Here is a 25,795-nt window from a genome sequence, read left to right on the forward strand (position 1 = left end):
TGGGCGTACAGGGCAGCCACTTTCGGGAGCCGGTCACGCAATGCCAGCGCGATGCACATCTGCGTGGACGCGGCGCGAGGGCTGATCCCCATGGCGGCGCTGATCTCGGCAGCGGTGGCCGCCCACGGGTCGACCACCCATCGCTGGCGTTCCTCGTCGTCGGCGTCGACACGGCGTCGGCTGGCCAGCTCGGCCACCAACGCCGAACGCCTGGCCGCGGCGATCGCCTCGGCGCGCGTGGTCTCCTCGATCGCCGCCACCACGGCCGCATCCGAGAGATCTCCGAACATGCTTTCGATTCTGGCATTGACCGTCGGTGCGCCACCACGCCAGAATCCGCGCCTGTGGATGAACGCGCCGCTGGGGATAACTCACCCGCGCGAAAGGCGCGCAAATGTCGACAGCACACCCGACAAGCGTTCAGACCGACAGATCAACCCGCCGACTCCGGGCATACGCGCTAGGCGAGGACCCCGTCATCCTCGTGAAGGCAGTGGTGAACGCACTCGCCGACTGGTAACCGGTCCTGCGCGCGATCTCGCCCATCGACACGTCCGAGCTGCGCAGCATCTCCCGAGCCAATGCCATCCGCAGCTGCTGGACGTACTGCATCGGCGCCAAACCCACTGTCCGGCTGAATCTTTCGGCGAACACCGCGCGAGAGACACCTGCCTCCCTGGCGAGCCGCTCCACCGTCCACCCGTACGCGATGTGGTCGTGCAGCCGACGGAGCGCAGGCGCCGCAACTGAATCAGAAAGCCCCGCAAGCAGACCTTGCTGCCCGTCCACCGATGCCCGTAGCCGCATCGCGTCGACCAGCAGCACCTCCACGAGCCGCTCGAGGATCAGCGCCGACGGCGTCACCGACGACGTCTCCTCGCCGATCAACCCCACCAACCGGTGCAATCTCGCCGCGGCCGGGTCATCGCGGCGCACCAGCACGATCCGCGGCAACAACGGCACCAGCAGCGACGCGTTCGCGGGTTCGAACCGGAAGTACCCCCCGAGCATCCGCATCGTCACAACCTCCGACGAGGAGCCGTGCCGCACATCCCGCGACGCCGGCAGGGACACCGAAGACGGTGCGTCCACGTCGTGCCCGCTGGCCATGACGAAGCCCGGCATGTCGGTGACGAGCAGGAAGTCGCCGCCGCGCAGGTCGAGCGGATCGTGACCGTCGAGCCGCAACACGCACGACCCTTCCAGCATTACGCAGAACGCCGGATCGGCATACGGTGCCTCGCGCACGCTCCATGACCCAGCGCCGCTGATGATCTTCGAATCGACCGTCCGCGGACGCAGCAGCGACACCAGCGTCTCGACCGGTCCCGCGCCGTCGGCAGGGTTCACACACGACAAGCTATGCCAATGCCACCGCATCCGCACCGGCGGCGAAGCGCAGCCGCTCCGAGGTGTCGAGAGCCGCACTCAGCACCACCTCCGCCACGTCCTCGGGCGTCGTCACGGCGTCCGAATCCCGGAACCCGGCCATGACGGACGCGGCGTACGCCGCATACGGTTCGGTGACCAACCCCGCCAACCGCTCACTCCCGTTGGCGGCGAACCGCGTCGACGGTCCGTATCCCGGCTCGACGAGTTTGGCCCGGACACCGAACTGGTCCAGTTCCAGTGCCAGCGAGGCGGTGAACCCCTCGACGGCCATCTTGCTCGCGGTGTAGACCGCGGCGAGCGGCACCGCCGTCAGCGTCACGCTGGAGGTCACGTTCACGACCACACCGCTGCGCCGTTCCCGCATCTGCGGCAGCACGGCTTGTGTCATCGCCATCACCCCGAAGGTGTTGGTCTCGAACAACTCTCGTATGAGAGCCATGGGGGTGGCCTCGAACGCGCCGACGGCGCCGATCCCCGCGTTGTTGACCAGCACGTCGATCGGTCCGCTGGCCGCGACCGCGTCGGCGATGCTGGCCGGCGACGTCACGTCCAAAGGCAGCACCGTCAACCGCTCCCCCGGCGTCAGCACCGAGTCGCGCGGTGTGCGCATGGTGGCCACGACGTTCCAGCCCGCGCGGTGGAAGTGTTGTGCGGTTGCCAAGCCGTAGCCCGACGAACACCCGGTGATCATCACTGTCTGCATACCGGAAACGCTATGTCCGCCAGACACCGCGGGAAATAACGCGGCGTCTGGAATCCTTCACGGATCGTCTGGCGCACACCGTGAAACGAGAAAACCCCGGCGCACCGAAGTGTGCCGGGGTCTTCTGCGGACGTATCAGGACAGCTCGGTGGCCGAACCGCCTGCCGCCGTGATCTTCTCGCGGGCGCTACCGCTGAACTTGTGAGCGGTGACGTTGACCGCCGCGCTCAGCTTGCCGTCGCCGAGAACCTTGACCAGCGTGTTCTTGCGAACGGCGCCGGAGGCAACGAGCTCGTCGATGCCCACCTCGCCGCCGTTCGGGAACAGCCGGCCGAGGTCGCCGACGTTGATGACGGCGTACTCGGTGCGGAAGCGGTTGCGGAAGCCCTTGAGCTTCGGCAGCCGCATGTGGATCGGCATCTGCCCGCCCTCGAAGCCCACGGGGACGTTCTTGCGGGCGCCGGTGCCCTTGGTACCGCGACCCGCGGTCTTACCCTTGGAACCCTCACCACGGCCGACGCGCGTCTTCGCGGTCTTCGACCCCGGAGCGGGCTTCAGGTCGTGGAGTTTGATCGGCTCTGTCATTGCACTTCCTCCACCTCTACGAGGTGATGCACGGTCTTGATGAGGCCGCGGGTCTGCGCATTGTCCTCACGGACGACCGACTGGCGGATCTTCCGCAAGCCGAGCGTGCGCAGGCTCTCCCGCTGCTTCCAGCGCGCACCGATGGTGCCGCGGACCTGGGTGATCTTCAGTTCTGCCATGATCAGGACCCCTCGCGTGCCGAGGACGCGGCGAGCGCGTCAGCCTCACGCCGGGCCTTGAGCATGCGGGCCGGCGCAACGTCTTCCAGCGGCAGACCACGGCGGGCCGCGACCTCTTCGGGACGCTGGATCATCTTCAGCGCGGCAACGGTGGCATGCACCACGTTGATCGCGTTGTCGCTGCCCAGTGACTTGGCCAGGATGTCGTGCACGCCGGCGCATTCCAGCACCGCGCGAGCCGCACCACCGGCGATCACACCGGTACCCGGGCTGGCCGGGCGCAGCATGACCACACCCGCGGCGGCTTCACCCTGCACCGGGTGCACGATGGTCCCGCCGATCAGCGGCACGCGGAAGAAGCCCTTACGAGCCTCCTCGACGCCCTTGGCGATGGCGGCCGGGACTTCCTTGGCCTTGCCGTAGCCGACACCGACCATGCCGTTGCCGTCACCGACGATGACCAGCGCGGTGAAGCTGAACCGCCGACCGCCCTTGACCACCTTGGAGACGCGGTTGATCGAGACGACCCGCTCGAGGTAGTTGCTCTTGTCGCCGCCGTCGCGGCCACGGCCGCCACGGTCGTCGCGGCGGCCACGACCACCACGGTCGTCCCGCCCGCCGCGGCCGTCGGATGTCGCCGGCCCGGCATTGGTTGCCTGCTCGGCCATCATGCAGTCCTTCCAGTCTTGTACACGTCGGTCATCAGAACTTCAGCCCGCCTTCACGCGCGGCGTCGGCTAGCGCGGCGATCCGACCGCCGTAGGTGTAGCCACCACGGTCGAACACCACCTCTTCGATACCCGCCGCCTTCGCGCGCTCGGCGATCAACTGACCGACCCGCACGCTGTGCGCCTTCTTGTCACCTTCGACGGCCCGCACGTCACCCTCGATCGAGGAGGCGGCGGCCAGCGTCGTACCGGTGAGATCGTCCACCAACTGTACGTGGATGTGCCGCGAGGAGCGGTTGACGACCAGACGCGGCCGTTCTGCCGTACCCGAGACCTTCTTGCGCAGCCGCGCGTGGCGACGGATGCGGTCGCGCCGGCGCGTCTGGGAGATGTTCGCCCCGACCGGCTTGTGCAGCTTGGTTGCATCAGCTTGTTGAGCTGTAGCCATGTCTACTTACCTGTCTTTCCGACCTTGCGGCGGATCTGCTCACCCTCGTACCGCACGCCCTTGCCCTTGTAGGGGTCGGGGCGGCGCAGGCGGCGGATGATCGCCGAGATCTGGCCGACCTTCTGCTTGTCGATACCCGTGACCGAGAACTTCGTGGGCGTCTCGACCGCGAAGGTGATGCCCTCCGGCGGCTCGATGACCACGGGGTGGCTGTATCCGAGCGCGAACTCCAGGTTGGAACCCTTGAGCGCGACGCGGTAACCGACGCCGTAGATCTCCATCTTGGTGGTGTAGCCCTGGGTGACGCCCTCGACGAGGTTGGCCACCAGGGTGCGGGACAGCCCGTGCAGCGAGCGGTTGCGGCGCTCGTCGTTGGGGCGGGTCACCACGATGGCGCCCTCGTCGTCACGCGCCACGGCGATCGGCTCGGCGACGGCCAGCGACAGGGTGCCCTTGGGACCCTTCACCGACACGTTCTGACCATCGATCGTGACGTCGACGCCGGCGGGAACCGGAACCGGCTGCTTTCCAATACGCGACATGTTTCCTACCCCCTCACCAGACGTAGGCGAGGACTTCGCCGCCCACGCCGGATCGAGCTGCCTGGCGATCGGTGAGCAGACCCGACGACGTGGAGATGATCGCCACGCCCAGGCCACCGAGCACGCGGGGCAGATTGGTCGACTTCGCGTAGACCCGCAGACCGGGCTTGGACACCCGTCGCAGGCCGGCGATGCTGCGCTCACGGCTGGGGCCGTACTTGAGCTGAACCACCAGGGACTTGCCGACGCGGGCGTCCTCGGTGCGGTAATCGGAGATGTAGCCCTCCGCCTTGAGGATCTCGGCGATGTTCGCCTTGATCTTCGAGTGCGGCAGAGTCACCTCATCGTGGTACGCCGAATTGGCGTTGCGCAGACGTGTCAAGAAGTCTGCGATCGGATCCGTCATGGTCATGACAGCCGGTTCACCTTTCTCGCGGCGGTTCCCTGTGCGCCAGGGCCTTCCGCAACTGCTTTGTTAGTTGGGCTGGCTTACCAGCTGGACTTCTGCACACCGGGCAGTTCGCCGGCGTGGGCCATCTCCCGCAGGCAGATCCGGCACAGGCCGAACTTGCGGAACACGGAATGCGGACGACCGCAGCGCTGGCAACGGGTGTAAGCCCGCACCTTGAACTTCGGCTTCTTGTTGGCCTTGTTGACCAGTGCTTTCTTTGCCATTAGCTCAGTTCTCCTTGAAGGGGAAGCCCAGCGCCCGCAGCAGCGCTCGTCCTTCTTCGTCGTTCGTCGCCGTGGTCACGACGGTGATGTCCATACCGCGCGGGCGGTCGATGCTGTCCACGTCGATCTCGTGGAACATCGACTGCTCGGTCAGACCGAAGGTGTAGTTGCCGGTGCCGTCGAACTGCTTGGGGTTCAGGCCGCGGAAGTCGCGGATACGCGGCAGCGCGATCGCGACCAGGCGGTCGAGGAACTCCCACATCCGGTCGCCGCGCAGGGTCACGCGGGCGCCGATCGGCATCCCCTCGCGCAGCTTGAACTGAGCGATGGACTTGCGGGCGCGCCGAATCTCCGGCTTCTGCCCAGTGATCAGGGCGAGGTCGTTGACCGCGCCGTTGATCAGCTTGGCGTCACGGGCGGCGTCGCCGACGCCCATGTTGACGACGACCTTCACCACGCCGGGGATCTGCATGACGTTGGCGTAGCCGAACTGCTGCTGCAGCGACTCGCGGATTTCCTCGCGGTAGCGCTGCTTCAAACGCGGGAGGGTCTTCTCTGCGGTAGTCATCTCAGATGTCCTTGCCGTTGCGCTTGGAGACGCGCACCTTCTTGCCGGTCTCTTCGTCGACGCGGTAGCTGATGCGGGTGGGGTTGCCGTCGGAATCGACGAGCATCACGTTCGAGACGTGGATCGGCGCCTCCTGCGTGACGATCCCGCCCGACGATGCGCCGCGCTCGTTGGCCGACTGCGCGGTGTGCTTCTTGATGCGGTTGACGCCCTCGACGAGGACCTTGTTGCGATCCGGGTAGGCCTGCAGGACCTTGCCCTTGGCGCCCTTGTCCTTACCGGAGATCACCAGCACGGTGTCGCCCTTGTGGACCTTCATCTACAACACCTCCGGGGCGAGCGAGACGATCTTCATGAACTTCTTCTCACGCAGCTCGCGGCCGACGGGCCCGAAGATGCGGGTGCCGCGCGGATCGTTGTCGTTCTTGATGATCACTGCGGCGTTCTCGTCGAACTTGATGTAGCTGCCGTCGGCGCGGCGGCGCTCCTTGACGGTGCGCACCACGACGGCCTTGACGACGTCGCCGCGTTTGACGTTGGCGCCCGGGATGGCTTCCTTGACGGTGGCCACGATGACATCACCGATGCCTGCGTAGCGTCGCGATGAACCACCGAGAACGCGGATGCACAAGATCTCCTTGGCGCCCGTGTTGTCGGCGACCTTCAACCGCGATTCCTGCTGAATCACTCGATCTCCTGACCTGGTTATGTCTGCACGCCAGATACCGACCTGACGTACGCGGTCCTTGCTGTCACCGAAGAGCACGCAGGGCTGATATCGAGATCAGCCGAGGTCTGCCCAAGGCAACCGTTTGATTCTAGGTGAGGACCGGCACAGAACAAAATCGCCGCAGGTCAGCCTCCGCGCACGTCAGCCGATGCAGCGGAATCCGATGTGCGTGGTGGCGCTGTCCTGTGACTGCGGGGAGCGCGCGGCGGGCCGGTAGCGATGACAGTACTCCGGTGCGCACAGGTGCGAGCCGCCCTTGAGCGTCTGGTTGACGGTCGGATCCGGGGCGGTCGGGCTGCAGCAGGACTCGACGGCGCCGTCGGGGCGGTGATGTGCGGAGAAGCGCGTGGTCGTCCACTCCCACACATTGCCGATCATGTCGACGAGCCCGAAGCCGTTGGCGGGGAACGTCCCCACCGGCGAGGTGCCGACCCAGCCGAGCGCACCGTCGTTGCGGTACGGGAACCGGCCCTGCCAGGTGTTGGCCATCAGCGTGCCGCCGGGCTGCGGCTCGTCACCCCAGGCGTAGGTGCTCACCGCACCGGCGCGGGCGGCGTACTCCCACTGCGCCTCGGTGGGCAGTGCCCGACCTGCCCACTTCGCGTAGGCCGCCGCATCGGGATAGGCGATCTGCACGACGGGGTGGTCGGGCCGGTCCCGCCAGGTGGAGCCCTCCCCGAACGGGCGGTGCCAGCACGCGCCCGGTGACCACGTCCACCACTGCCGCCAGTCCCGCAGGTCGACGGGTCCAGGCGTGGGCTGGAACACCAGCGCACCGGGGACGAGGTCCGCGGGCGGCACCCCGGGATACAGCGCGGGGTCGAGGGCCTGTTCGGCGACGGTGACGTATCCGGTCGCGTCGACGAACGCGGCGAACTGCGCGTTGGTGACGGGGTGGCGTTCGATCGCGAACGGTTCCACGGTCACGGTGTGCACCGGGACCTCTTCCGGATAGAACTGCACCGAACCCATCCGGAAGGCGCCGCCGGGCAGTTCGACCAGCTCGGTCAACATGGTTGCAGCGTAGGCGTCTCAGTCCTTGGCGAACGCGCGGGCGAGTTCCCGCTCGAGGTCCAGGTACGGCGTGCCCGAGACGTCGTAGGAGATCTGGGCGATGGTGCCGCCGGTGAACGCGAACGGCGGCCGGTAGTCCCGCGACACCGGCGATCCGGTGTTGCGGCCGACGGCCAGCGTGGCGCCGGCCAGTCCGAACGTTCCCGGGTGGGTCACCATGCCCGGATACGACGCGACCTCGGCGTCGTCGATGTAGAGCACCGCGTCCCCGAGCGGGGTGTGGCTGCCCTCGACCGTGCCGGTCCTGGTGTAGGCGATGCCGAAAGTGTGGCGGCCCACCGGAACCGGCTGCGACGACGTCAGCTTCTGTTCGGACTCGCCGAGGAAGTTGTAGACGTAGTGCAACCGCCCGTCCTGCACGAACATCACGTGACCGCCGTGTGCGCCGCCATGTTTGAACACCACGCCCTGCGCGCCGTCGTCGACGGCCACCTCGGCCAGCACGACGAACGAGCGGCCCTGCAGTTCCACGACCGCGCCCACACCCACGTCCGCGGTGCCCGGGTAGTACACGTACTTCTCACGGGCCGGGGCCACACCCGGCCGGTACCGGCCGATGGTGTCGAAGATGTTGAGATCGCCCAGCGGCAGCCCGTTGTACTTGTCGGCCTCGCTGAACCACAGCGCCTTGAGCTCCTCGAGTTTCTCGGGGTGTTCGGCGGCCAGATCGTGGATCTGTGCGCGGTCGGCCTCGATGTGGAACAGCTCCCACCGGTCCTTGTCGAAATGCGACCAGCCTGCGGGCGACGCGGCGTGCACGGTGCCCGCGAACCAGCCCTTGTGCCAGATGCCGCGGGTGCCCAGCATCGAGTAGAACTGGGTGTCCTTGCCGGTGGGTGCGGTCGGATTGTCCAGTGTCACCTTGAAACTCACGCCGTCGAGCGGTTTCTGCGGCACTCCGCGCACGGATGCGGGTGCGGTGATGCCGAGCAGGTCGTAGACCGTCGGGGTGATGTCGGCGACGTTGACGTAGTTGTCGCGGACCTCGCCGTGCGCGGCGATCCCGTTGGGCCAGGAGATGATCGCGGTGTCGGCGATCCCGCCCTCGTGTGAGGCGTAGCGCTTGAACAGCTTGTAGGGCGTGTTGAACGCCATCGCCCAGCCGATCGGATAGTGGTTGTAGGTGTGCGGGCCGCCGAGGTCGTCGATGACCTTGAGCCCCTCCTCGGCGGTGTCGATGTAGCCGTTGAAGAACTTCGTCTCGTTGACTGAACCGTCCGGTCCGCCTTCGCCACTGGCGCCGTTGTCGGAGATGACCACGATGATCGTGTTGTCGAGCTGACCCGACTCCTCGAGGTAGTCGAGGATCCGGCCGATCTGCGCGTCGGTGTAGGACAGGAACCCGGCGAACACCTCCGCCATCCGGCTGAACAACCGCTTCTCGTTGTCCGACAACGAATCCCACGGCCGCACGGTGTCCTGGGCAGGCCACGGTTCGCCGTTGGGCCCGGTCACGTCGGCGTACGGGTTGACCGGGGAGAGTTCGGTGTCCGGCGGTACGATGCCCAACCGCTTCTGGTTCTCCAGCACGATCTCCCGGTAGCGCTCATAACCCATGTCGAAGCGGCCGGCGTAGCGGTCGGCCCACTCCTTGAACACGTGGTGCGGTGCGTGGCCTGCGCCGGGGCACACGTAGGAGAACCAGGGCTTGTCCGGTGCGATCACCTTGGCGTCGCGGATGAACTCGATGGTCTTGTCGGCCAGGTCCTTCGACAGGTGGTAGCCGTCGTCGGGGGTGCCGGGCGGTGCGATCGGGTGGTTGTCGTAGACGAGTTCGGGATACCACTGGTCGGTCTCACCGCCCATGAAGCCGTAGAACCGTTCGAATCCGCGCGACAGCGGCCAATGCCGTTTGGTCGATGCGAGATTCGACTCCTCGAGCGGGGTGAGATGCCATTTGCCGACGCAGTAGGTGTTGTAGCCGTTCTCGGCGAGCACCTCGGAGATCAGCGCGGTGTCGAACGGGATGCGGCCGTTGGCGTTCGGGAAACCGTCGGTGAATTCCTCGATGGTCGCCATGCCGACGGTGGTGGGGTTGCGCCCGGTGAGCAGCGCGGCGCGCGTCGGCGAACACAGCGCGGTGGTGTGGAACTGCGAGAGTCGCACACCGCGTTCGGCGATCCGGCTCATCGCGGGCATCTCGACCAGGCCGCCGAAGCAGTCCCATGTCGCGATGCCGATGTCGTCCCAGACGAGATAGAGCACATTGGGCGCATCGGGTGGTGCCGTCGGCGGGGCGAACGGGCCCCAGTCCGGTTCGGAATCACGGATGTCCAGTTCGATCTTGCCCTTGAATTCCGTCGCCACGCCCGGAGATTACACCGGATGATCCTCCCGACTCCGTTGAACAGGTGACGATCGCGGAATCCGCCGTCGCAGCCACAGATTCACCAGCAGCAGCGGAAGCAGCCACCCGAGCCAGCCGCCGATCCCGGCCACCAACCAGAGATAGTGCTCGTCGTTGCCCCGAAACACGCTGTCGCGCAACGGGTCGAGCGCCACGAACAACACCGGTGTCCAGATCCGGTTGCTGATCACCGACAGCGCGAGCACCGCGCTGCACAGCATGTGCCGCCGGTGCGCGACGATGCGGCCGCGCCGCACCGCGCGGAACCCGGCGACGGTGAACCACAGCCACAACACGCCGAGGACCACGTTGCTCACCGCCAGCAGCGGCCCGAACGGCGTGGCCGCGCCGATCACCAGCGCGGTGAGCGCCGCGGGGACCGTCGCCGCGACGTAGACCCGACCGATGGCGCGGTGCCACCGCGGCACCCCGCGCCACGTCGCCGACCAGAGCTGGATCACCGCGCCGACCATCGCGACCGATGCACAGAACACGTGCACCACCAACAGCGGGTGGTGCAGGGCGAAGGTGGGCGGGACCCGCGTCCCGCCTGTCAGGTAGGGCGGGACGGAGTAGCCAATGAAAACGGCGACCATCAGCACCGTCACCCACTTTGCGTATCGCATACGCATAAGCGTATGACATACGCACATACCACGGGAAGCACTACGCTGAACGCCGATGGACGAACCGCCACCCCTCCCCCGCGCCCTCGCCGTGCTGTGGCAGCAGGACGGCACGCCGCCGCCGCGCCCGCGTGGCCTGTCGCGGGAACGCATCGTCGACGCGGCGATCGACCTCGCGGACGCCGACGGGCTCGCCGCGCTGTCGATGGGCCGGCTCGCGCAACGGCTGGGGTGCGGCACGATGTCGCTCTACCGGCACGTCGCCAACAAGGACGAACTCGTCACGTTCATGCTGTCCGCCGCATCCGGCACCCCACCGCAACTACCGGGCGACGGGTGGCGCACCGCGATCACCACGTGGGCCGAAGGGCTGTGGGACGTCTACCACCGCCACCCCTGGATACTCGCCGCCGCTGCCGCTGGACCGCCCGCCGACCCGGGTCAGCTGGCATGGCTGAACCAGGGTCTGGCCGCGCTGACGGATACGGGGCTTTCGGAGCGGGGGAAACTGGCCGCGGTGATGGCCGTCCTGCACTACGTCCGCGGTGCGGCGGCGCTCGACATCGCCGCAGACGAATCCGACACGGCCTTCCCGCACCTGCTGCGCCAGGTCGTCGACCCCACACGGTTCGCGGCGCTCGCCGCCGCGCTGGACGCCGGCGCCTTCGACGGGGACACCGACCGGATGTCCGACTTCCGGACCGGGCTGGCCGCGGTGGTCGCCGGCATCGGGACGTCCGCAGATACAGAAAACCCCGACACATGACGTGTCGGGGTTTGCCGTAGATCAGCTGCTTACTTGGCCTTCTCGAGGATCTCGACCAGGCGCCACCGCTTGGTGGCCGACAGCGGCCGAGTCTCCATCAGCGAGACGCGGTCGCCGACGCCGGCTTCGCCGTTCTCGTCGTGGGCCTTGACCTTGGTCGTGGTCCGGATGATCTTGCCGTAGAGCGGGTGGCTCTTACGCGATTCCAGCTCGACGACGATGGTCTTCTGCATCTTGTCGCTCACCACGTAGCCGATGGCCGTCTTGCGGCGGTTACGCGGCTTCTCGGTGCGGGGGGTGTATGCCGGCCCCTTACCCGAAGTTCCTGTGTCTGCCATTACGATTCCTCACCTGCGGGCCCGGAAGCCAGGCCCAGTTCACGTTCGCGCAGCACGGTGTACACGCGCGCAATCTCCTGCCGCACGACACGGAGCCGGCGGTTGTTGGCGAGCTGTCCGGTGGCCATCTGGAAGCGAAGGTTGAACAGTTCTTCCTTCGACTCACGCAGCCGTTCGGTCAACTCGTCGTCGGTCAGCTCGCGCAGTTCACCAGGCGAAACTCCAACTGCCATCAGAAGTTCTCCTCTCTGGTAACGATGCGCGCCTTGATCGGCAGCTTGTGGATGGCGCGGGTCAGCGCGTCACGGGCGGTCTTCTCGTCCGGGTAGCTCAGCTCGAAGAGCACGCGGCCGGGCTTGACGTTGGCGACCCACCACTCCGGCGAACCCTTACCGGAACCCATACGGGTCTCGGCGGGCTTCTTGGTCAGCGGACGGTCCGGGAAGATGTTGATCCACACCTTGCCGCCACGCTTGATGTGCCGGTTGATGGCGATACGAGCGGACTCGATCTGCCGGTTGGTGATGTAGGCGTGTTCAAGCGCCTGGATGCCATAGTCACCGAAGCTCACCGACGTGCCCCCGCTGGCGATGCCGCGCTGCTTGGGGTGATGTTGCTTGCGGTGCTTGACCTTACGAGGGATCAGCATGCTCAGCTCCCGGAATTCTCTGTAGTCGATTCGGCGGCCACCGCGTCGGCCGCAGCCGGAGCCGTGGCATTGGCCGCGGCGCTGCCCGCAGGTGCCGTGCCGCTGGTGGCGGCCCGGCCGGCGTCGGTGCTGGTTGCCGTGGTCCCCGACGCACCGCTGCGACGCGGGCGGCTGCCCGACGGACGCTCACGGCGCGGACGGTCGGCGCCCGCGGGCGCGGCGGCGGTCAGCTCACGCTTCCCACCGACGATGTCGCCCTTGTAGATCCACACCTTCACGCCGATGCGGCCGAAGGTGGTCTTGGCCTCGTACAGGCCGTAGTCGATGTCGGCGCGCAGCGTGTGCAGCGGCACCCGGCCTTCGCGGTAGAACTCCGAGCGGCTCATCTCGGCGCCGCCGAGACGGCCGGAGCACTGCACCCGGATGCCCTTGACGTTGGGCTGCCGCATGGCCGACTGGATCGCCTTGCGCATCGCGCGGCGGAACGCCACACGGTTGCTGAGCTGTTCGGCGACACCCTGGGCGACGAGCTGAGCCTGCGACTCAGGGTTCTTCACCTCGAGGATGTTCAGCTGCACCTGCTTCTTGGTGAGCTTCTCCAGGTCGGCGCGGATGCGGTCGGCCTCGGTGCCGCGGCGGCCGATCACGATGCCGGGACGCGCGGTGTGGATGTCGACGCGCACCCGGTCGCGGGTCCGCTCGATCTCCACGTCGGCGATGCCGGCGCGCTCGAGACCGGTGGCCAGCAGCCGGCGGATCGCCACGTCTTCCTTGACGTAGTCCTTGTACTGCTTGTCGGCGTACCACCGGGACTTCCACTCGGTCGTGATGCCGAGGCGGAAGCCGTGGGGGTTGATCTTCTGGCCCACTACTCCGAGCCCTCCTTCGAATCGGCGGCGGCGGTCTTCGAGGACGCAGCCTTGCTGGCCTGCGCACGACGCGCACGCGCCGCTGAAGCCGAGGCTCCCTGGTTCTTCTGCGGGCGACTCTCGACGATCACCGTGATGTGGCTGGTCCGCTTGCGGATCCGGAACGCACGCCCCTGGGCGCGCGGACGGATGCGCTTGGCGGTCGGGCCCTCGTCGGCGTAGATCGCGGCAACCACGAGCGTCGCCGGGTCGAGGCCCTCGTTGTTCTGCGCGTTGGCGGCGGCGCTGGCGATCACCTTGGCGACCGGCTCGCTGGCCTGCTGCGGCGCCCAGCGCAGGATGTCGAGCGCCTCGGACACGGACTTACCGCGCACCAGGTCGATCACCCGGCGCGCCTTGGTCGCCGAGACGCGCACGAAGCGGGCCTTTGCGGTCGCCGACGGATACTCAATGGTGGTTGTCATCGCCTCTTGCTCTTCCGGTCATCCTTGATGTGACCCTTGAAGGTGCGGGTGGGGGCGAATTCGCCCAGCTTGTGCCCGACCATCGCCTCGGTGACGAACACCGGCACGTGCTTGCGACCGTCGTGGACGGCGAAGGTGTGACCGATGAAGTCCGGGATGATGGTCGACCGACGCGACCAGGTCTTGATGACCTGCTTGGTGTTCTTCTCGTTCTGGACGTCGACCTTCTTGAGCAGATGGTCGTCGACGAACGGGCCCTTCTTCAGGCTGCGTGGCATTGTTTACTCCCCTGCCTAGCGCTTCTTGCCGGTGCGCCGGCGTCGGACGATGAGCTTGTCGCTCGGCTTGTTCTTGCGAGTACGACCCTCGGGCTTACCCCACGGGCTGACCGGGTGACGGCCACCGGAGGTCTTACCCTCACCACCACCGTGCGGGTGGTCGACCGGGTTCATCACGACACCGCGGACGGTGGGGCGCTTGCCCTTCCACCGCATACGGCCGGCCTTGCCCCAGTTGATGTTGGCCTGTTCGGCGTTGCCGACCTCGCCGACGGTGGCGCGGCAGCGCACGTCGACGCGGCGGATCTCGCCCGAGGGCATACGCAGCGTGGCGTACGCGCCTTCCTTACCCAGCAGCTGGATGCTGACGCCGGCCGAGCGGGCCAACTTCGCGCCACCACCGGGCCGCAGCTCCACAGCGTGGATCACGGTGCCCGACGGGATGTTGCGCAGCGGCAGGTTGTTGCCGGGCTTGATGTCGGCGTTGGCGCCGGACTCGACGATCGCCCCCTGCTTCAGGCCGTACGGCGCGATGATGTAGCGCTTCTCGCCGTCCAGGTAGTGCAGCAGTGCGATGTTCGCAGTGCGGTTGGGGTCGTACTCGATGTGAGCGACCTTGGCGTTGACGCCGTCCTTGTCGTGGCGACGGAAGTCGATGACGCGGTAGGCGCGCTTGTGGCCGCCACCCTTGTGCCGGGTGGTGATGCGGCCGTGCGCGTTACGCCCACCCTTGCCGTGCAGCGGGCGGACCAGCGACTTCTCCGGGGTCGAGCGAGTGATCTCGGCGAAATCGGAGACGCTGGCACCGCGGCGACCCGGGGTCGTCGGCTTGTACTTGCGAATTGCCATTTCTCTTAAGTCTCTCTAGCTTCTCGCCCGGCTCAGGCCGGTGCTCCGAACAGGTCGATCGGCTTGCTGCCCGCCGCCAGGGTCACGATCGCGCGCTTGGTGCTCTTGCGCTGTCCGTACCCGGTGCGGGTGCGCTTACGCTTGCCCTGCCGGTTGGCCGTGTTCACCGAATCGACCTTGACCTTGAAGATCTTCTCGATGGCGATCTTGATCTGGGTCTTGTTCGAGTCCGGGTGCACGATGAACGTGTAGACGTTGTCCTCGATCAGTCCGTAGGACTTCTCCGAGATGACCGGCGCCAGGATGATGTCGCGGGGATCAGTCACGGTTGCCATCAGGCCGTCGCCTCCTGCTTGCTGTTGGCAGCGATGTACGCGTTCAGCGCCTCGACGCTGAACACCACGTCGTCGGCCTTGAGCACGTCGTAGGTGTTGAGCTGATCCGGCGAGATCAGGTGCACGCCGGGCAGGTTGCGCACGCTGCGCGTGCTGGTCTCGTCGGCGCGGCCGATCACGATGAGGACCTGCTTGCGTTCGGTCAGCGTCGACAGGAACGCCTTGGCGCTCTTGGTCGACGGGGTCTGACCCTCCACCAGTTCGGTGACCGCGTGGATGCGGCCGTTGCGGGCCCGGTCCGAGAGCGCCCCGCGCAGTGCGGCGCGGATCATCTTCTTCGGGGTCCGCTCGCTGTAGTCGCGCGGCTGCGGGCCGTGCACGGTGCCACCACCGGTGAACTGCGGTGCACGCGTCGAACCCTGACGGGCGCGGCCGGTGCCCTTCTGGCGGTACGGCTTCTTGCCGCCACCGGAGACCTCGCCGCGGGTCTTGGTCGCGTGCGTGCCCTGCCGCTTGGCGGCCAGCTGCGCGGTGACCACCTGGTGCATCAGCGCGATGTTGGGCTCGACGTCGAACAGCTCGGCGGGCAGTTCGACGGATCCGTCGGTGGTGCCTGCCGGCGTCTTGACCTCAATTGTGGTTGCCATTTACTTCTCGCCTCGCTTGATTGCGCTGCGGACCATCACCAGTCCACCGTTGCGACCCGGGATGGCGCCCTTGATGAGCAGGACGCCGTTGTCGGCGTCGACCTTGTGCACGACGAGGTTCTGCGTCGTCACACGGTCGCTACCCATCCGGCCTGACATGCGGGTGCCCTTGAAGACACGGCCCGGGGTGGCGCAGCCACCGATGGAACCGGGGCGGCGGTGCACCGCCTGCGCGCCGTGCGCGGCGCCCTGGCCCTTGAAGCCGTGGCGCTTCATGGTGCCCGCGAAACCCTTGCCCTTGCTGGTGCCGGTGACGTCGACGTATGCGCCCTCGGCGAAGACCTCCGCCGTCAGCTCCTGGCCGACCTCGTACTCCGCGACGGCCGACTCGTCGTCGAGCCGCAGCTCGGCGAGGTGGCGGCGCGGATTGACGCCGGCGGCGGCGTACTGACCGGTCACCGGCTTGATGACCTTGCGGGGGCTGATCTCGCCGTAGGCGAGCTGCACCGCGCTGTAACCGTCGCGCTCCGGGGTACGGATCCGGGTCACGACGTTCGGGCCTGCCTTGACGACCGTCACCGGCACGACCTTGTTGTTCTCGTCGAACACCTGCGTCATGCCCAGCTTGGTGCCCAGAATGCCTTTACGTGCCATTTCTCGGGTCTCCTACTGGATGTTCACGTCGACGCTGGCCGGAAGGTCGATGCGCATGAGCGCGTCGACGGTCTTCGGCGTCGGGTCGAGGATGTCGATCAACCGCTTGTGCGTCCGCATCTCGAAGTGCTCCCGCGAGTCCTTGTACTTGTGCGGTGAGCGGATAACGCAGTACACGTTCTTCTCGGTCGGCAGCGGCACGGGGCCCACCACGCTGGCACCGGTACGGGTGACCGTCTCCACGATCTTGCGCGCCGAGGCGTCGATCGCCTCGTGGTCGTAGGCCTTGAGCCTGATGCGGATCTTTTGTCCCGCCACGCTTTTCCTACCTCACTCCTGCTTGTGACCCGCGCCGGGGAAAACCCCTGCGCGGCCAGTGTTGGCTGTCGCCGCCGCTGTTTACCTGTCTGTGGTTCGCCGGTCCCCGCGGTCGGGTGTGTCGCCCTACGCGCACTCGTCTGCGGCGGAAATCCGTCACACCCGAGAAGTGGGACCGATGCGCCCGTGGGGCGCCGGTCGGATGCCTTCGCGAGGCGGTCCCGACAGGCACCGTCCCGGCTCAAGGCAACCCGAACAGTATGCCCCAGATCCCGGCCTGGTCCAAATCCCTGCCGACGGCATCCGGCATGCCTCGCCCACGGTACCGAACGGGCCGCTCCGGGCCCTCGCGGATCAGTCCTGCAATGCCCGCCAGAAGGCGCATCGGTGTTTCTCGGCGAAGTCGGTCGTCACCCGATTGCCGTCCGGCTGCAGCGACATGTAGGAGCCGTCCCCGAACTGCGGCCAGGCCGGGGTGCCCGCCGCGACCGGCTCGCCGGAGGTGACGAAGGAACTCCAGTAGTCGACCATCTGATCGGCCAGCGTCCGTTGCGGCGGCGACAGGTCCGGCGCGTCGCCGACGTCGAACAGGTAGCGCAGCTCCAGCGAGTGGCTGGCGCCGACAGGGAACGGCAGGGTGCGCAGCGGTTCGGGCGCGGGGGCTTCCAGGTCGTTGAACTCGTAGGCGTAGACCGGGGCCCGGCCTGCGAGATCGGCGGCCATCCGGTCGGCCAGGCAGGCGAACTCGCCGTCGGTCACCGCCGCCGCGTAGGCGAGTGCGACGTTGGCGCGCGGGTCGGTGCCGTAACGCTCGGGCGGGTACTGCTCGGCGACTCGCGCGGCGTCCGGGCCGAACGTGTCGGCCAGCAGGCCGGGGTAGTCCTCGCGGGTGAAGCGGTCGCCGTTGCGGAGATAGCGCATCGCGACGAACAGCGTGAACTCGTCGTGATTGGTCCCGATCAGGACCGGCACCCGCGCCGCGGTGCCGTCGGCGATGGCGCGGACGGGGTCGGTCGGCAGCGCCGCGGAACCGGTGACGGGGCCAGTCAGCTCGTCGGCGCCGATGCCGACGAACCAGACGGGTTTGCGCAGTTTGTCCGCCGGGAGCGCGCGCAGGCAGGCCGCGGCGGTGACCGGATCGGGGCAGCCGGCGTCCGCGGCGTAATAGAGGCTGCGTTGTTCGGCGACGGGAAGCGGGGCCTGCGCCAGACACGGCGCGCTCTGGATGATCGCGGCCCGGAACAGTCCCTGCGACCCGGGCGCGGTGAGGTGGTCGCACACCGACATGCCGCCCGCCGATTCGCCGGCCACGGTCACCTTCTGCGGGTCACCCCCGAAGTCGGCGATGTTGTCGCGCACCCAGCGCAGCGCGGCCTGCTGGTCGGCCAGGCCGTAGTTGCCGACGTCGCCCCGCTCCCCCAGCGCGGGGTGCGCGAGGAAGCCCATCGTGCCGAGCCGGTAGTTGACGGTGACGACGACGATGTCGCCGCGCGCGGCCAGCCGGCCGGCGTCGTAGAGCGCAGCGCTGCCGTTGACGAACGCGCCGCCGTGGATCCACACCATCACCGGCCGCTTCTCGTCGGACACCGGCGGCGTCCACACGTTCAGCGTCAGGCAGTCCTCATCGGTCTGCCGACCGAGTTCGAGGTCGCCGTCGGGGTCCTGCAGGCAGCGGGGACCCGATCGGGTGGCCTTGCGTTCGCCCTCCCACGCCGCCGCCGGTTCGGGTGGACGCCAACGCAATGCGCCGACGGGCGGGGTGGCGTAGGGAACGCCGGCGAACAGGCGGTGGTCGGGGGTGACGGCGCCACGCAGCGTGCCGGACGCGGTGTGCACGACGGCCGGATCCGGACCGGCGGGGGCGTCGAGGGACGGGGTGGCCGAACTGCATCCGGCGACCATCGCGATCACGAGCAACAGCGCCGCACACCAGCGGTGACGGACCGGTCTGGGCGGCACGTCCCCGACACTACCGACGCGCCACTCCGCCCCCACTACCTTTCGTGGCCGCGATCACATAAGCTGACTTTTGACACCCGTCAAGTTTGGCAGCGAGCGAGGCACCATGAGCAGTCTAATCGTCGACGACGCGGCGAAGGTATTGGCCGATCCGAAGGCCTACGCCGATGAGGCACGGCTGCACGCCGCCCTGACGCATCTGCGCGCGCACGCACCGGTGTCACTGGTCGACGTGCCCGATTACCGGCCGTTCTGGGCGATCACCAAGCACGCCGACATCATGGCGATCGAGCGGGACAACGAACTGTGGATCAACGCGCCACGCCCGATGCTCGTCACCGCCGCCACCGACGACCTGTCGCAGGCCAACCTCGCCGCGGGCGGCGGCATCCGCACGCTCATCCACATGGACGATCCGCTGCACCGCGACATCCGCAAGGTGGGTGCCGACTGGTTTCGCCCAAAGGCCATGCGCGCGTTGAAGACTCGCGTCGACGAACTGGCCAAGATCTACGTCGACAAGATGGTCGAGAAGGGGCCGGAGTGCGACTTCGTCCAGGAGGTCGCGGTCAACTTCCCGCTGTACGTGATCCTGTCGCTGCTCGGGCTGCCGGAGTCGGATTTCGGCCGCATGCTCAAGCTCACCCAGGAGATGTTCGGCGGCGACGACGACGAGTTCACCCGCGGTAAGACCCCCGAGGAGCTGCACGAGGTCATCACCGACTTCTTCCGCTACTTCACCGCGCTGACCGCCGAGCGGCGCGCCAACCCGACCGACGATCTGGCCTCGGCGATCGCGAACGCCAAACTCGACGGCGAGTACCTCAACGACATCGACTGCCTGTCCTACTACGTCATCGTCGCCAGCGCGGGCCACGACACCACCAGCGCCGCGATCTCCGGTGGCCTGCTCGCGTTGATCGAGAACCAGGACCAGCTGGCGCGGCTGGCGGCGCAGCCCGAACTGATGGGCACCGCGGTCGAGGAGATGATCCGCTGGACCACCCCGGTCAAGGAGTTCATGCGCACCGCGACCGCCGACACCGAGGTGCGTGGGGTGCCGATCGCCGAGGGCGAGTCGGTGCTGTTGTCGTACGTCTCGGCCAACCGCGACGAGGACGTCTTCGACCAGCCGTTCCGGTTCGACGTCGGCCGTGACCCCAACAAGCACCTGTCGTTCGGCTATGGCGTGCACTTCTGCCTGGGCGCCGCGCTCGCGCGGATGGAGACGAACAGCTTCTTCACCGAACTGATCCCGCGCCTGGAGTCGATCGAACTGGCCGGTGACCCGGAGTTCATCTCGACGATCTTCGTCGGCGGCCTCAAGCACCTGCCGATCCGGTACGCGCTGCGCTGAGTGGCGCGGACCACCCGCTCTCCACGAGAGTGGCACCGATCACATAAGCTGACTTCTGACACCCGTCAAGACAGCCCCGTGTGAGGAGTCCCATGAGCACGTCCGCAGTGGATTTGGAGATGGACGAGGCCGCCAAGGTCCTCGCCGATCCGACGGCCTACGCCGACGATCGACGACTCCACACCGCGCTGGCCCGCCTGCGCGCCGAGAACCCGGTGGCCTGGGTGGACAATCCGCCGTACCGGCCGTTCTGGGCGATCACCAAACACGCCGACATCATGGCGATCGAGCGGGCCAACGATCTGTTCCTGTCCGAACCGCGGCCGCTGCTGGTGACCGCCGAGGCCGACGACCTCGCCAAGGCCCAGCAGGACATGGGGGTGGGGTTGCGGACGCTCATCCACATGGACGATCCGCACCACCGCAAGATCCGCGCGATCGGGGCCGACTGGTTCCGGCCGAAAGCCATGCGGGACCTGAAGATCCGCGTCGACGAACTCGCCAAACGCTACGTCGACAAGATGCGCGACATCGGCCCGGAGTGCGACTTCGTCACCGAGATCGCGGTCAACTTCCCGCTGTACGTGATCCTGTCGCTGCTCGGCCTGCCCGAGGAGGACTTCGGCCGGATGCACCTGCTGACCCAGGAGATGTTCGGCGGTGACGACGACGAGTACAAACGCGGCACCACCCCCGAGGAGCAGATGGAGGTGCTGACCGACTTCTTCAACTACTTCGCGGCGCTGACCGCGTCACGGCGGGAGCACCCCACCGAGGATCTGGCCTCGGCGATCGCCAACGGGCTCGTCGACGGTGAGCCGATGTCGGACATGGACACGCTGTCGTACTACGTCATCGTCGCCGCCGCCGGCCACGACACCACCAAGGACGCGATCTCGGGCGGGCTGCTCGCACTCATCGAGAACCCCGCGGAGATGGCCCGCCTCAAGGCCGATCCGTCGCTGATGGGCACCGCGGTCGAGGAGATGATCCGCTGGTCCACCCCGGTCAAGGAGTTCATGCGCACCGCCGCCGAAGACACCGAGGTACGCGGGGTGCAGATCAAGAAGGGCGAAAGCGTCTATCTCGCATACGTTTCCGGCAACCGCGACGAAGAGGTGTTCGACGAGCCGTTCCGCTTCGACGTCGGCCGCGACCCCAACCGGCACGTGGCGTTCGGGTACGGCGTGCACTTCTGCCTCGGCGCGGCGCTCGCGCGGATGGAGATGAACAGCCTGTTCTCCGAACTGCTGCCGCGGTTGGAGCACATCGAACTGGCGGGTGAGCCCGAACTGTCGGCGACGACGTTCGTCGGCGGCCTCAAGCACCTGCCGATTCGATACTCCCTGCGCTGACGGCGTGGGTGGCCAGGAAGCCGTCGACGGCGGCTTCCGCACACGCGTGGTAGTCGAAGTCGGGCAGGGTGCTGAGCCGGCCCAGGATCAGCGGGCCGATCAGTAGCGCGATGGCCTGAATCCGGTCCACGCCGGCCAGGCCCAGTTCGGCGGCCTGCGGGCCGTCGAAGATCGCGTCGAACGGCGCGGCGTAGGACTGCAGGATGCGCTCGCGCAGCGAGGCCACCGAACTCCCCGCGTCCGGATCGCGCGCCTCGGCCCACGGGCCGAGGTCCGGTCCCGACGCCAGCCACGTCATCGCGGCCAGCGTGGTGGGCACCTCCGAGATCGGATCGGCCCAGCCGACGACGACGGCGATCAGCTGATCGCGCAGGCTGCCGTCGTCCGGCGGCATCGGGGCGGGCTGCAGCATGCTCTGGAACGCGGCGGCGAGCAGATCGTTGGCGCTGGGGAAATGCCGGTAGAGCGTGGCGCGGGCGACGTTCGCGGTGCGGGTGACCGCGTCGATCGTCACCGCGCTGGGACCGCCGGAGCGCAGCAGGGCCGTCGCGGCCTCGAGCAGACGGGCGCGGGACCGGGCCGGTCTCGGATCGCCGTTCGCGGCGGTCATATGTTTCCTTCACCTCCGGGGCGGGAACAAGACTATCGGTCTTGCAACGAGACCGTTAGTCTCGTTACACGTTCGAGGCGTCGGTCTCGAACCCCTCCGAAGAGAGATGACATGGTCGACACCCTCCCGCGCACTGACCAGGATATCGACGCCGAGATCGCCACCCTGTCGAAGTGGAAGCGGATCTGGCTGCTCGCGGTCGCCAGCGTTGACGTGCTCCTGGTCATCTCCTCGATGGTGGCGCTCAACGCCGCCCTGCCCGACATCGCGCTGCAGACCTCCGCCACCCAGTCCCAGCTGACCTGGATCGTCGACGGTTACACGCTGGCACTGGCCTGTCTGCTGCTGCCCGCGGGCGCGATCGGCGACCGCTACGGCAGACGGGGCGCGCTGCTGGTGGGCCTCGCCGTGTTCGCCCTGGCCTCGCTGGCCCCGGTGGTGTTCGACAGTCCGATGCAGATCATCGTGGCGCGCGCCGTCGCGGGTGCCGGGGCGGCGTTCATCATGCCCGCCACCCTGTCGCTGCTGACCGCCGCGTTCCCGAAGTCCGAGCGCAACAAGGCCGTCGGCATCTGGGCCGGTGTCGCCGGGTCCGGCGCCATCTTCGGATTCCTCGGCACCGGCGTACTGCTGCACTACTTCTCGTGGCAGTCGATCTTCTACATGTTCGCCGCGGGTGCGCTGCTGATGTTCGTGGCGACCTGCACCATCGGCTCCTCCCGTGACGAGACCGCCACCCCCATCGACTGGGTGGGGGGCGCGCTGGTCGGCACCGCGATCGCCGTCTTCGTCCTGGGTGTGGTCGAAGCGCCGGCGCGCGGCTGGACCGACGTGTTCGTGCTCGGATGCCTGGTCGCCGGCGTCGTGCTGGCGGTGTTGTTCGCGCTGGTGCAGTTGCGTCGCGAGCACCCGCTGCTCGACGTCCGCCTGTTCCGCCGGCCGGATTTCGCGACCGGCGCCGCAGGCATCACCTTCCTGTTCATCGCCAACTTCGGCTTCTTCTTCGTCGCCATGCAGTTCATGCAGCTGGTCATGGGATACAGCGCTCTGGAGACCGCATTCGCCTTGTCCCCGTTGGCCGTCCCCGTGCTGATTCTCGGCGGCACACTGCCGCTGTATCTACCGAAGGTGGGGCTTCGATTCGCCGTCACAGTCGGCCTTCTACTGCTTGCCGTCGGCCTGTTCCTCATGCGGTACCTGACGGCCGACGCGACGTTCCTGGACATCATGTGGCCGATGCTGCTCGCCGCATCCGGCATCGGGTTGGCCACCGCCCCGACGACGTCGGCGATCATGAACGCGGTACCCACCGAGAAGCAGGGGGTCGCGTCGGCGGTCAACGACGCCACCCGCGAGATCGGTGCCGCCGTGGGTATCGCCGTGGCGGGATCGATCCTGGCCGCCGTCTATCACAGCGCACTGGCGCCGAAGCTCGCCGGCATGCCCGAGGAGCTCCGCGCCACGGCAACCGATTCGCTTGCGCACGCACTGTCGATGGCCGAGCGAATGGGCCCGCAGGGCGACCAGTTGGCCGGCCTCGCCCAGGACGCCTTCATGCAGGCCGCCGACCAGGCGCTGTTCGCACTGTCGGCGCTGCTGGTGGTCGGGGCGGTGTTCGTCGCGGTCTGGTCGCCGGGGCGGGATGGGCGGCAGTGGAGCCTCGTCCGGCGTCTGCGGGAGAACCGGTCAGCGGCCGAGGAGAACACGCCCTAGGCTTTCGCAGTGTGCGGCTGCTTCTGGTGAACCCGAACACGACGGCGTCGATGACCGCCGCGATCGCCGCCGGTGCGGCGGCAGTGGCCCGGCCCGAGACGGTGATCGAGGCGCTCAACCCCGCCGAGGGACCGCCCAGCATCGAGAACGACGCCGACGAACAGCGTTGTGTCCCATATCTTCTCGACGTCGTACGGGATGCGCACGACCGCGAGCGGGACCGGCCGGATGCCTACGTCATCGCGTGTTTCGGCGATCCAGGCCTCGACGAGGCGCGGGCACTGGCCGACGCCCCGGTACTCGGCATCGCCCAGGCCGCCATGCACGCCGCCACCCTGCTGGCGGGCACGTTCTCGGTGGTCACCTCGATGTCGGCGACGGTGCCCCGCGGTTGGCAGCTGGCCAAGGCCTACACCCCGAACGCGTGTCTGGGTGTGTACGCCTGCGACATCCCGGTGCTGCGGATCGACAGCGATCCGACGACCATCGAACCGATCGCCGAGTTGTGTGCGCACGCGCTGCGCGCGGACGACAGCCGCGCGATCGTGCTCGGCTGCGCGGCGATGGCCCGGTTCGCCGCACCGCTGTCGCAGCGGCTGGGCGTGCCGGTGGTCGATGGGGTATCCGCCGCGACCCGCCTGGCCGAGGCGCTGGGGCCGCTCAGCCCGCGATGAACTCGGCGGCGCGGTGTCCGATCATCGCGATCGTCGCGTGCGGACCCCGGCTGGTGATGGCGGGCATCACCGCACCGTCGACCACCCACAGGCCGTCGACGCCGCGCACCCGGCACTGCTCGTCGAGGACGGCGCGTGGATCGTCGTCGGCGCCCATCGGCGCGGTGCCCGCCAGGTGCTGCGATGTCGACCAGGAAGGTTCACCGGAAGTGGCTGTGGCACCGATGATCTCGTACGCGAGTTCGGCGCCGGCGGCCAGTTCGGCCACGTCGTCGGGTGCGGTGTCGTAGCGGTGCTCGATGACCGGCGGGACCAGCGGATCGGCGGATGCGAGCCTGACCCGGCCACGCGACCGGGGCCGCATCAACGCGACCCCGATGTGCGGACGGTCCGCCGGGTCATGGTCCGGACCGTGCACCATCGCCGCGAAACTCGATGTGTAGGGCCGAATCTCGAGGCCGTTGGCGGTGGTGAGCACCGCCTCGAGCGGCGGTAGGTCGTGGGTCGGTGTCCACCCGACGGGAATCACCCATTCCGGGTGGTCGGAGGTCGACGCACCGACCGGCAGATCCGACCACACCCGGATCCCCAACGCCCGCAACGGATCAGCAGGTCCGACACCGGACAGCATCAGCAGTTGCGCGCTACCGATCGCGCCCGCGCACAACACGATTCGATCGGCCGACACGGTTCGGACGCCCGCCGGACCCGTGCATTCGACCGCGACGGCGCGGCCGCCGGTGATCCGCACCCCGGTGACGCGGGTGTCGGCGAGCAGCAGGAGATTGTCGCGGTCGGCGGCGGGCCGCAGGAACGCCCCGCCCGGTCCCAGGCGTGTCCCGCGCTCGATGTTGAGCGGCACGGCACCCACCCCGTCGGCGGGCATCCCGGTGTCGAGTCCGCTCAGGTCGTCGAGCCACCGGAAACCCGCCTCCCGGGTGGCCTCGACGAATGATGCGGTGCAGCCGTCGAAATCAGTGACCCGGCTGACCTTGATGGGGCCGTCGGCGCCGTGCAGCGGGCCGGCGAAGTCGAGGTCGGTCTCGATCGCCCGGAAGTGCGGGAGCACGTCGCGCCACGTCCACCCGGGAATCCCCCACCCGTCGAAGTCGGCGGGTAGCCCGCGGCAGAAGTAGCCGCCGTTGACCGCGCCCGATCCGCCGACCACCGCACCGCGGGTGATCTGGGTCCGCCGCGGCGGGGTGTCGGTGAGGGTGGTGAGGTAGTGGCGGACCACGGAACTGGCGGCGCCGATCGGCAGCCGCAGCCCGTCGCTGATCTGCTGGGCCACCCGCGGATCGGACGGGGCGGGTCCGGCCTCCACCACCACCACCCGGCAATCAGGGTCTCGCGAAAGCCGTTCGGCCAGCACGGATCCCGCGCTTCCGGCGCCGACGACCACCACGTCGCCAAAGATCGACAA

General features: G+C 68.0%; 34 protein-coding genes and 1 pseudogene. 5 read left to right on the forward strand and 30 right to left on the reverse strand.

From position 1 onward, the window contains the following. The 16 genes from AU194_RS13985 to AU194_RS14060 form a co-directional block, all read right to left on the reverse strand. On the reverse strand, positions 1–290 hold a 290-nt coding region (locus AU194_RS13985), incomplete at its 3' end, for a DUF222 domain-containing protein (protein WP_157576088.1). Positions 291–420: 130 nt separating this feature from the next. After that, on the reverse strand, positions 421–1,380 hold the full coding sequence (locus AU194_RS13990) for an AraC family transcriptional regulator (protein WP_059089947.1): 960 nt from the start codon (positions 1,378–1,380) through the stop codon (positions 421–423). After that, a complete protein-coding gene (locus AU194_RS13995) occupies positions 1,361–2,095 on the reverse strand; it encodes an SDR family oxidoreductase (RefSeq protein ID WP_059089863.1) in 735 nt (244 codons plus the stop codon). Before AU194_RS13995 ends, AU194_RS13990 begins: the two co-directional genes overlap by 20 nt. A gap of 135 nt (positions 2,096–2,230) precedes the next feature. Beyond that, the gene (gene rplO / locus AU194_RS14000; RefSeq protein WP_059089864.1) at positions 2,231–2,680 is read right to left on the reverse strand and encodes a 50S ribosomal protein L15; all 450 of its coding nucleotides are present in this window, start codon (positions 2,678–2,680) and stop codon (positions 2,231–2,233) included. Continuing rightward, complete coding sequence (rpmD, locus tag AU194_RS14005) at positions 2,677–2,859, reverse strand: 50S ribosomal protein L30 (RefSeq protein WP_059089865.1); 183 nt, start codon at positions 2,857–2,859, stop codon at positions 2,677–2,679. Before rpmD ends, rplO begins: the two co-directional genes overlap by 4 nt. Before the next feature lie 2 nt (positions 2,860–2,861). Continuing rightward, positions 2,862–3,527 (reverse strand): 30S ribosomal protein S5, encoded by a 666-nt coding sequence (gene rpsE / locus AU194_RS14010; protein WP_197417620.1) that lies wholly within the window; start codon positions 3,525–3,527, stop codon positions 2,862–2,864. A gap of 34 nt (positions 3,528–3,561) precedes the next feature. Next, positions 3,562–3,975 (reverse strand): 50S ribosomal protein L18, encoded by a 414-nt coding sequence (gene rplR / locus AU194_RS14015; protein ID WP_059089867.1) that lies wholly within the window; start codon positions 3,973–3,975, stop codon positions 3,562–3,564. Positions 3,976–3,977: 2 nt separating this feature from the next. Beyond that, on the reverse strand, positions 3,978–4,517 hold the full coding sequence (gene rplF, locus AU194_RS14020; RefSeq protein ID WP_059089868.1) for a 50S ribosomal protein L6: 540 nt from the start codon (positions 4,515–4,517) through the stop codon (positions 3,978–3,980). A 13-nt stretch (positions 4,518–4,530) separates the two neighbouring features. Continuing rightward, complete coding sequence (gene rpsH, locus AU194_RS14025) at positions 4,531–4,929, reverse strand: 30S ribosomal protein S8 (protein ID WP_059089869.1); 399 nt, start codon at positions 4,927–4,929, stop codon at positions 4,531–4,533. 77 nt (positions 4,930–5,006) lie between these two features. Then, positions 5,007–5,192: a type Z 30S ribosomal protein S14 gene (locus AU194_RS14030; protein ID WP_059089870.1), complete on the reverse strand. Its 186-nt coding sequence runs from the start codon at positions 5,190–5,192 to the stop codon at positions 5,007–5,009. Between the two features lie 4 nt (positions 5,193–5,196). Further along, positions 5,197–5,760 (reverse strand): 50S ribosomal protein L5, encoded by a 564-nt coding sequence (rplE, locus tag AU194_RS14035; RefSeq protein WP_059089871.1) that lies wholly within the window; start codon positions 5,758–5,760, stop codon positions 5,197–5,199. Between the two features lies 1 nt (position 5,761). Beyond that, the gene (rplX, locus tag AU194_RS14040; protein WP_059089872.1) at positions 5,762–6,079 is read right to left on the reverse strand and encodes a 50S ribosomal protein L24; all 318 of its coding nucleotides are present in this window, start codon (positions 6,077–6,079) and stop codon (positions 5,762–5,764) included. Beyond that, entirely contained in the window at positions 6,080–6,448 is a 369-nt protein-coding gene (rplN, locus tag AU194_RS14045) for a 50S ribosomal protein L14 (protein WP_059089873.1), read from the reverse strand. Positions 6,449–6,631: 183 nt separating this feature from the next. Continuing rightward, entirely contained in the window at positions 6,632–7,504 is an 873-nt protein-coding gene (locus AU194_RS14050) for a formylglycine-generating enzyme family protein (protein ID WP_059089874.1), read from the reverse strand. 18 nt (positions 7,505–7,522) lie between these two features. Further along, positions 7,523–9,871: an arylsulfatase gene (locus tag AU194_RS14055; protein ID WP_059089875.1), complete on the reverse strand. Its 2,349-nt coding sequence runs from the start codon at positions 9,869–9,871 to the stop codon at positions 7,523–7,525. Between the two features lie 9 nt (positions 9,872–9,880). After that, positions 9,881–10,537 carry a DUF2306 domain-containing protein gene (locus tag AU194_RS14060; RefSeq protein WP_082698647.1) on the reverse strand — a complete coding sequence of 219 codons (657 nt, stop codon included), beginning with the start codon at positions 10,535–10,537 and terminating at the stop codon, positions 9,881–9,883. A 55-nt stretch (positions 10,538–10,592) separates the two neighbouring features. Here AU194_RS14060 and AU194_RS14065 point away from each other — a divergent pair, with 55 nt between their 5' ends. Next, on the forward strand, positions 10,593–11,303 hold the full coding sequence (locus tag AU194_RS14065) for a TetR/AcrR family transcriptional regulator (RefSeq protein ID WP_059089877.1): 711 nt from the start codon (positions 10,593–10,595) through the stop codon (positions 11,301–11,303). 29 nt (positions 11,304–11,332) lie between these two features. On the opposite strand, the gene rpsQ is transcribed toward AU194_RS14065, so the two are convergent. The 12 genes and pseudogenes from rpsQ to AU194_RS14125 all read right to left on the reverse strand — a co-directional run bounded on the left by rpsQ (position 11,333) and on the right by AU194_RS14125 (position 18,606). Next, the gene (gene rpsQ, locus AU194_RS14070; RefSeq protein ID WP_059089878.1) at positions 11,333–11,641 is read right to left on the reverse strand and encodes a 30S ribosomal protein S17; all 309 of its coding nucleotides are present in this window, start codon (positions 11,639–11,641) and stop codon (positions 11,333–11,335) included. Further along, positions 11,641–11,874, reverse strand: coding sequence for a 50S ribosomal protein L29 (gene rpmC / locus AU194_RS14075; RefSeq protein ID WP_059089879.1), 234 nt, complete (start codon positions 11,872–11,874; stop codon positions 11,641–11,643). The genes rpsQ and rpmC overlap by 1 nt, the downstream gene beginning before the upstream one ends. Continuing rightward, on the reverse strand, positions 11,874–12,290 hold the full coding sequence (rplP, locus tag AU194_RS14080) for a 50S ribosomal protein L16 (protein ID WP_059089880.1): 417 nt from the start codon (positions 12,288–12,290) through the stop codon (positions 11,874–11,876). Before rplP ends, rpmC begins: the two co-directional genes overlap by 1 nt. 2 nt (positions 12,291–12,292) lie before the next feature. Next, positions 12,293–13,159: a 30S ribosomal protein S3 gene (gene rpsC / locus AU194_RS14085; protein ID WP_059089881.1), complete on the reverse strand. Its 867-nt coding sequence runs from the start codon at positions 13,157–13,159 to the stop codon at positions 12,293–12,295. A 5-nt stretch (positions 13,160–13,164) separates the two neighbouring features. Beyond that, a pseudogene (gene rplV, locus AU194_RS14090) lies at positions 13,165–13,623 on the reverse strand (50S ribosomal protein L22); the annotation flags it as partial. Further along, the gene (gene rpsS, locus AU194_RS14095; protein ID WP_003892827.1) at positions 13,620–13,901 is read right to left on the reverse strand and encodes a 30S ribosomal protein S19; all 282 of its coding nucleotides are present in this window, start codon (positions 13,899–13,901) and stop codon (positions 13,620–13,622) included. The pseudogene rplV and the gene rpsS, both read right to left, overlap by 4 nt. A gap of 15 nt (positions 13,902–13,916) precedes the next feature. Beyond that, a complete protein-coding gene (gene rplB, locus AU194_RS14100; RefSeq protein ID WP_059089883.1) occupies positions 13,917–14,750 on the reverse strand; it encodes a 50S ribosomal protein L2 in 834 nt (277 codons plus the stop codon). Between the two features lie 32 nt (positions 14,751–14,782). Further along, positions 14,783–15,085, reverse strand: a complete 303-nt coding sequence (gene rplW, locus AU194_RS14105; protein WP_059089884.1) for a 50S ribosomal protein L23 — start codon at positions 15,083–15,085, stop codon at positions 14,783–14,785. Beyond that, the gene (gene rplD / locus AU194_RS14110; RefSeq protein ID WP_059089885.1) at positions 15,085–15,732 is read right to left on the reverse strand and encodes a 50S ribosomal protein L4; all 648 of its coding nucleotides are present in this window, start codon (positions 15,730–15,732) and stop codon (positions 15,085–15,087) included. The genes rplW and rplD overlap by 1 nt, the downstream gene beginning before the upstream one ends. Continuing rightward, on the reverse strand, positions 15,733–16,386 hold the full coding sequence (gene rplC, locus AU194_RS14115) for a 50S ribosomal protein L3 (protein WP_059089886.1): 654 nt from the start codon (positions 16,384–16,386) through the stop codon (positions 15,733–15,735). It lies immediately after the preceding gene. A 12-nt stretch (positions 16,387–16,398) separates the two neighbouring features. Beyond that, positions 16,399–16,704 carry a 30S ribosomal protein S10 gene (gene rpsJ, locus AU194_RS14120; protein WP_003883485.1) on the reverse strand — a complete coding sequence of 102 codons (306 nt, stop codon included), beginning with the start codon at positions 16,702–16,704 and terminating at the stop codon, positions 16,399–16,401. Positions 16,705–17,058: 354 nt separating this feature from the next. Then, positions 17,059–18,606 carry a carboxylesterase/lipase family protein gene (locus AU194_RS14125; protein WP_197417623.1) on the reverse strand — a complete coding sequence of 516 codons (1,548 nt, stop codon included), beginning with the start codon at positions 18,604–18,606 and terminating at the stop codon, positions 17,059–17,061. 163 nt (positions 18,607–18,769) lie between these two features. Between AU194_RS14125 and AU194_RS14130 the strand changes: the two genes are divergently transcribed. Beyond that, the gene (locus AU194_RS14130; RefSeq protein WP_059089888.1) at positions 18,770–20,020 is read left to right on the forward strand and encodes a cytochrome P450; all 1,251 of its coding nucleotides are present in this window, start codon (positions 18,770–18,772) and stop codon (positions 20,018–20,020) included. Positions 20,021–20,112: 92 nt separating this feature from the next. Next, a complete protein-coding gene (locus AU194_RS14135; RefSeq protein WP_059089889.1) occupies positions 20,113–21,375 on the forward strand; it encodes a cytochrome P450 in 1,263 nt (420 codons plus the stop codon). On the opposite strand, the gene AU194_RS14140 is transcribed toward AU194_RS14135, so the two are convergent. Further along, positions 21,341–21,985, reverse strand: coding sequence for a TetR/AcrR family transcriptional regulator (locus AU194_RS14140; protein WP_059089890.1), 645 nt, complete (start codon positions 21,983–21,985; stop codon positions 21,341–21,343). The two genes, AU194_RS14135 and AU194_RS14140, sit on opposite strands and share 35 nt — an antisense overlap. A 111-nt stretch (positions 21,986–22,096) precedes the next feature. Between AU194_RS14140 and AU194_RS14145 the strand changes: the two genes are divergently transcribed. Beyond that, entirely contained in the window at positions 22,097–23,698 is a 1,602-nt protein-coding gene (locus AU194_RS14145) for an MFS transporter (protein WP_059089891.1), read from the forward strand. A gap of 11 nt (positions 23,699–23,709) precedes the next feature. Then, on the forward strand, positions 23,710–24,372 hold the full coding sequence (locus AU194_RS14150) for an aspartate/glutamate racemase family protein (RefSeq protein ID WP_059089892.1): 663 nt from the start codon (positions 23,710–23,712) through the stop codon (positions 24,370–24,372). Here AU194_RS14150 and mftG read toward each other — a convergent pair. Further along, on the reverse strand, positions 24,359–25,795 hold the full coding sequence (gene mftG / locus AU194_RS14155) for a mycofactocin system GMC family oxidoreductase MftG (RefSeq protein ID WP_369804117.1): 1,437 nt from the start codon (positions 25,793–25,795) through the stop codon (positions 24,359–24,361). The genes AU194_RS14150 and mftG overlap by 14 nt on opposite strands.

It is taken from the genome of Mycobacterium sp. GA-2829, from assembly GCF_001499965.1.
Lineage (GTDB): Bacteria > Actinomycetota > Actinomycetes > Mycobacteriales > Mycobacteriaceae > Mycobacterium.

Excerpts from the sequence above, each read along its gene's own strand:
- AU194_RS14125 (WP_197417623.1), bottom strand. The coding sequence starts at position 18,606 with ATGGTCGCCGGATGCAGTTCGGCCACCCCGTCCCTCGACGCCCCCGCC.
- rplE (WP_059089871.1), bottom strand. The coding sequence starts at position 5,760 with ATGACTACCGCAGAGAAGACCCTCCCGCGTTTGAAGCAGCGCTACCGC.
- AU194_RS14030 (WP_059089870.1), bottom strand. The coding sequence starts at position 5,192 with ATGGCAAAGAAAGCACTGGTCAACAAGGCCAACAAGAAGCCGAAGTTC.
- AU194_RS14135 (WP_059089889.1), top strand. The coding sequence starts at position 20,113 with ATGAGCACGTCCGCAGTGGATTTGGAGATGGACGAGGCCGCCAAGGTC.
- rpsS (WP_003892827.1), bottom strand. The coding sequence starts at position 13,901 with ATGCCACGCAGCCTGAAGAAGGGCCCGTTCGTCGACGACCATCTGCTC.
- rpmC (WP_059089879.1), bottom strand. The coding sequence starts at position 11,874 with ATGGCAGTTGGAGTTTCGCCTGGTGAACTGCGCGAGCTGACCGACGAC.
- AU194_RS13990 (WP_059089947.1), bottom strand. The coding sequence starts at position 1,380 with ATGCGGTGGCATTGGCATAGCTTGTCGTGTGTGAACCCTGCCGACGGC.
- rpsE (WP_197417620.1), bottom strand. The coding sequence starts at position 3,527 with ATGGCCGAGCAGGCAACCAATGCCGGGCCGGCGACATCCGACGGCCGC.
- rplP (WP_059089880.1), bottom strand. The coding sequence starts at position 12,290 with ATGCTGATCCCTCGTAAGGTCAAGCACCGCAAGCAACATCACCCCAAG.
- rplO (WP_059089864.1), bottom strand. The coding sequence starts at position 2,680 with ATGACAGAGCCGATCAAACTCCACGACCTGAAGCCCGCTCCGGGGTCG.
- rplX (WP_059089872.1), bottom strand. The coding sequence starts at position 6,079 with ATGAAGGTCCACAAGGGCGACACCGTGCTGGTGATCTCCGGTAAGGAC.
- rpsQ (WP_059089878.1), bottom strand. The coding sequence starts at position 11,641 with ATGGCAGACACAGGAACTTCGGGTAAGGGGCCGGCATACACCCCCCGC.
- AU194_RS14060 (WP_082698647.1), bottom strand. The coding sequence starts at position 10,537 with ATGCGATACGCAAAGTGGGTGACGGTGCTGATGGTCGCCGTTTTCATT.
- AU194_RS14145 (WP_059089891.1), top strand. The coding sequence starts at position 22,097 with ATGGTCGACACCCTCCCGCGCACTGACCAGGATATCGACGCCGAGATC.
- AU194_RS14050 (WP_059089874.1), bottom strand. The coding sequence starts at position 7,504 with ATGTTGACCGAGCTGGTCGAACTGCCCGGCGGCGCCTTCCGGATGGGT.
- rplW (WP_059089884.1), bottom strand. The coding sequence starts at position 15,085 with ATGGCAACCGTGACTGATCCCCGCGACATCATCCTGGCGCCGGTCATC.
- AU194_RS13995 (WP_059089863.1), bottom strand. The coding sequence starts at position 2,095 with ATGCAGACAGTGATGATCACCGGGTGTTCGTCGGGCTACGGCTTGGCA.
- rpsH (WP_059089869.1), bottom strand. The coding sequence starts at position 4,929 with ATGACCATGACGGATCCGATCGCAGACTTCTTGACACGTCTGCGCAAC.
- AU194_RS14140 (WP_059089890.1), bottom strand. The coding sequence starts at position 21,985 with ATGACCGCCGCGAACGGCGATCCGAGACCGGCCCGGTCCCGCGCCCGT.
- rplB (WP_059089883.1), bottom strand. The coding sequence starts at position 14,750 with ATGGCAATTCGCAAGTACAAGCCGACGACCCCGGGTCGCCGCGGTGCC.
- AU194_RS14065 (WP_059089877.1), top strand. The coding sequence starts at position 10,593 with ATGGACGAACCGCCACCCCTCCCCCGCGCCCTCGCCGTGCTGTGGCAG.
- rplF (WP_059089868.1), bottom strand. The coding sequence starts at position 4,517 with ATGTCGCGTATTGGAAAGCAGCCGGTTCCGGTTCCCGCCGGCGTCGAC.
- rplD (WP_059089885.1), bottom strand. The coding sequence starts at position 15,732 with ATGGCAACCACAATTGAGGTCAAGACGCCGGCAGGCACCACCGACGGA.
- rpmD (WP_059089865.1), bottom strand. The coding sequence starts at position 2,859 with ATGGCAGAACTGAAGATCACCCAGGTCCGCGGCACCATCGGTGCGCGC.
- rplR (WP_059089867.1), bottom strand. The coding sequence starts at position 3,975 with ATGGCTACAGCTCAACAAGCTGATGCAACCAAGCTGCACAAGCCGGTC.
- AU194_RS14130 (WP_059089888.1), top strand. The coding sequence starts at position 18,770 with ATGAGCAGTCTAATCGTCGACGACGCGGCGAAGGTATTGGCCGATCCG.
- rplC (WP_059089886.1), bottom strand. The coding sequence starts at position 16,386 with ATGGCACGTAAAGGCATTCTGGGCACCAAGCTGGGCATGACGCAGGTG.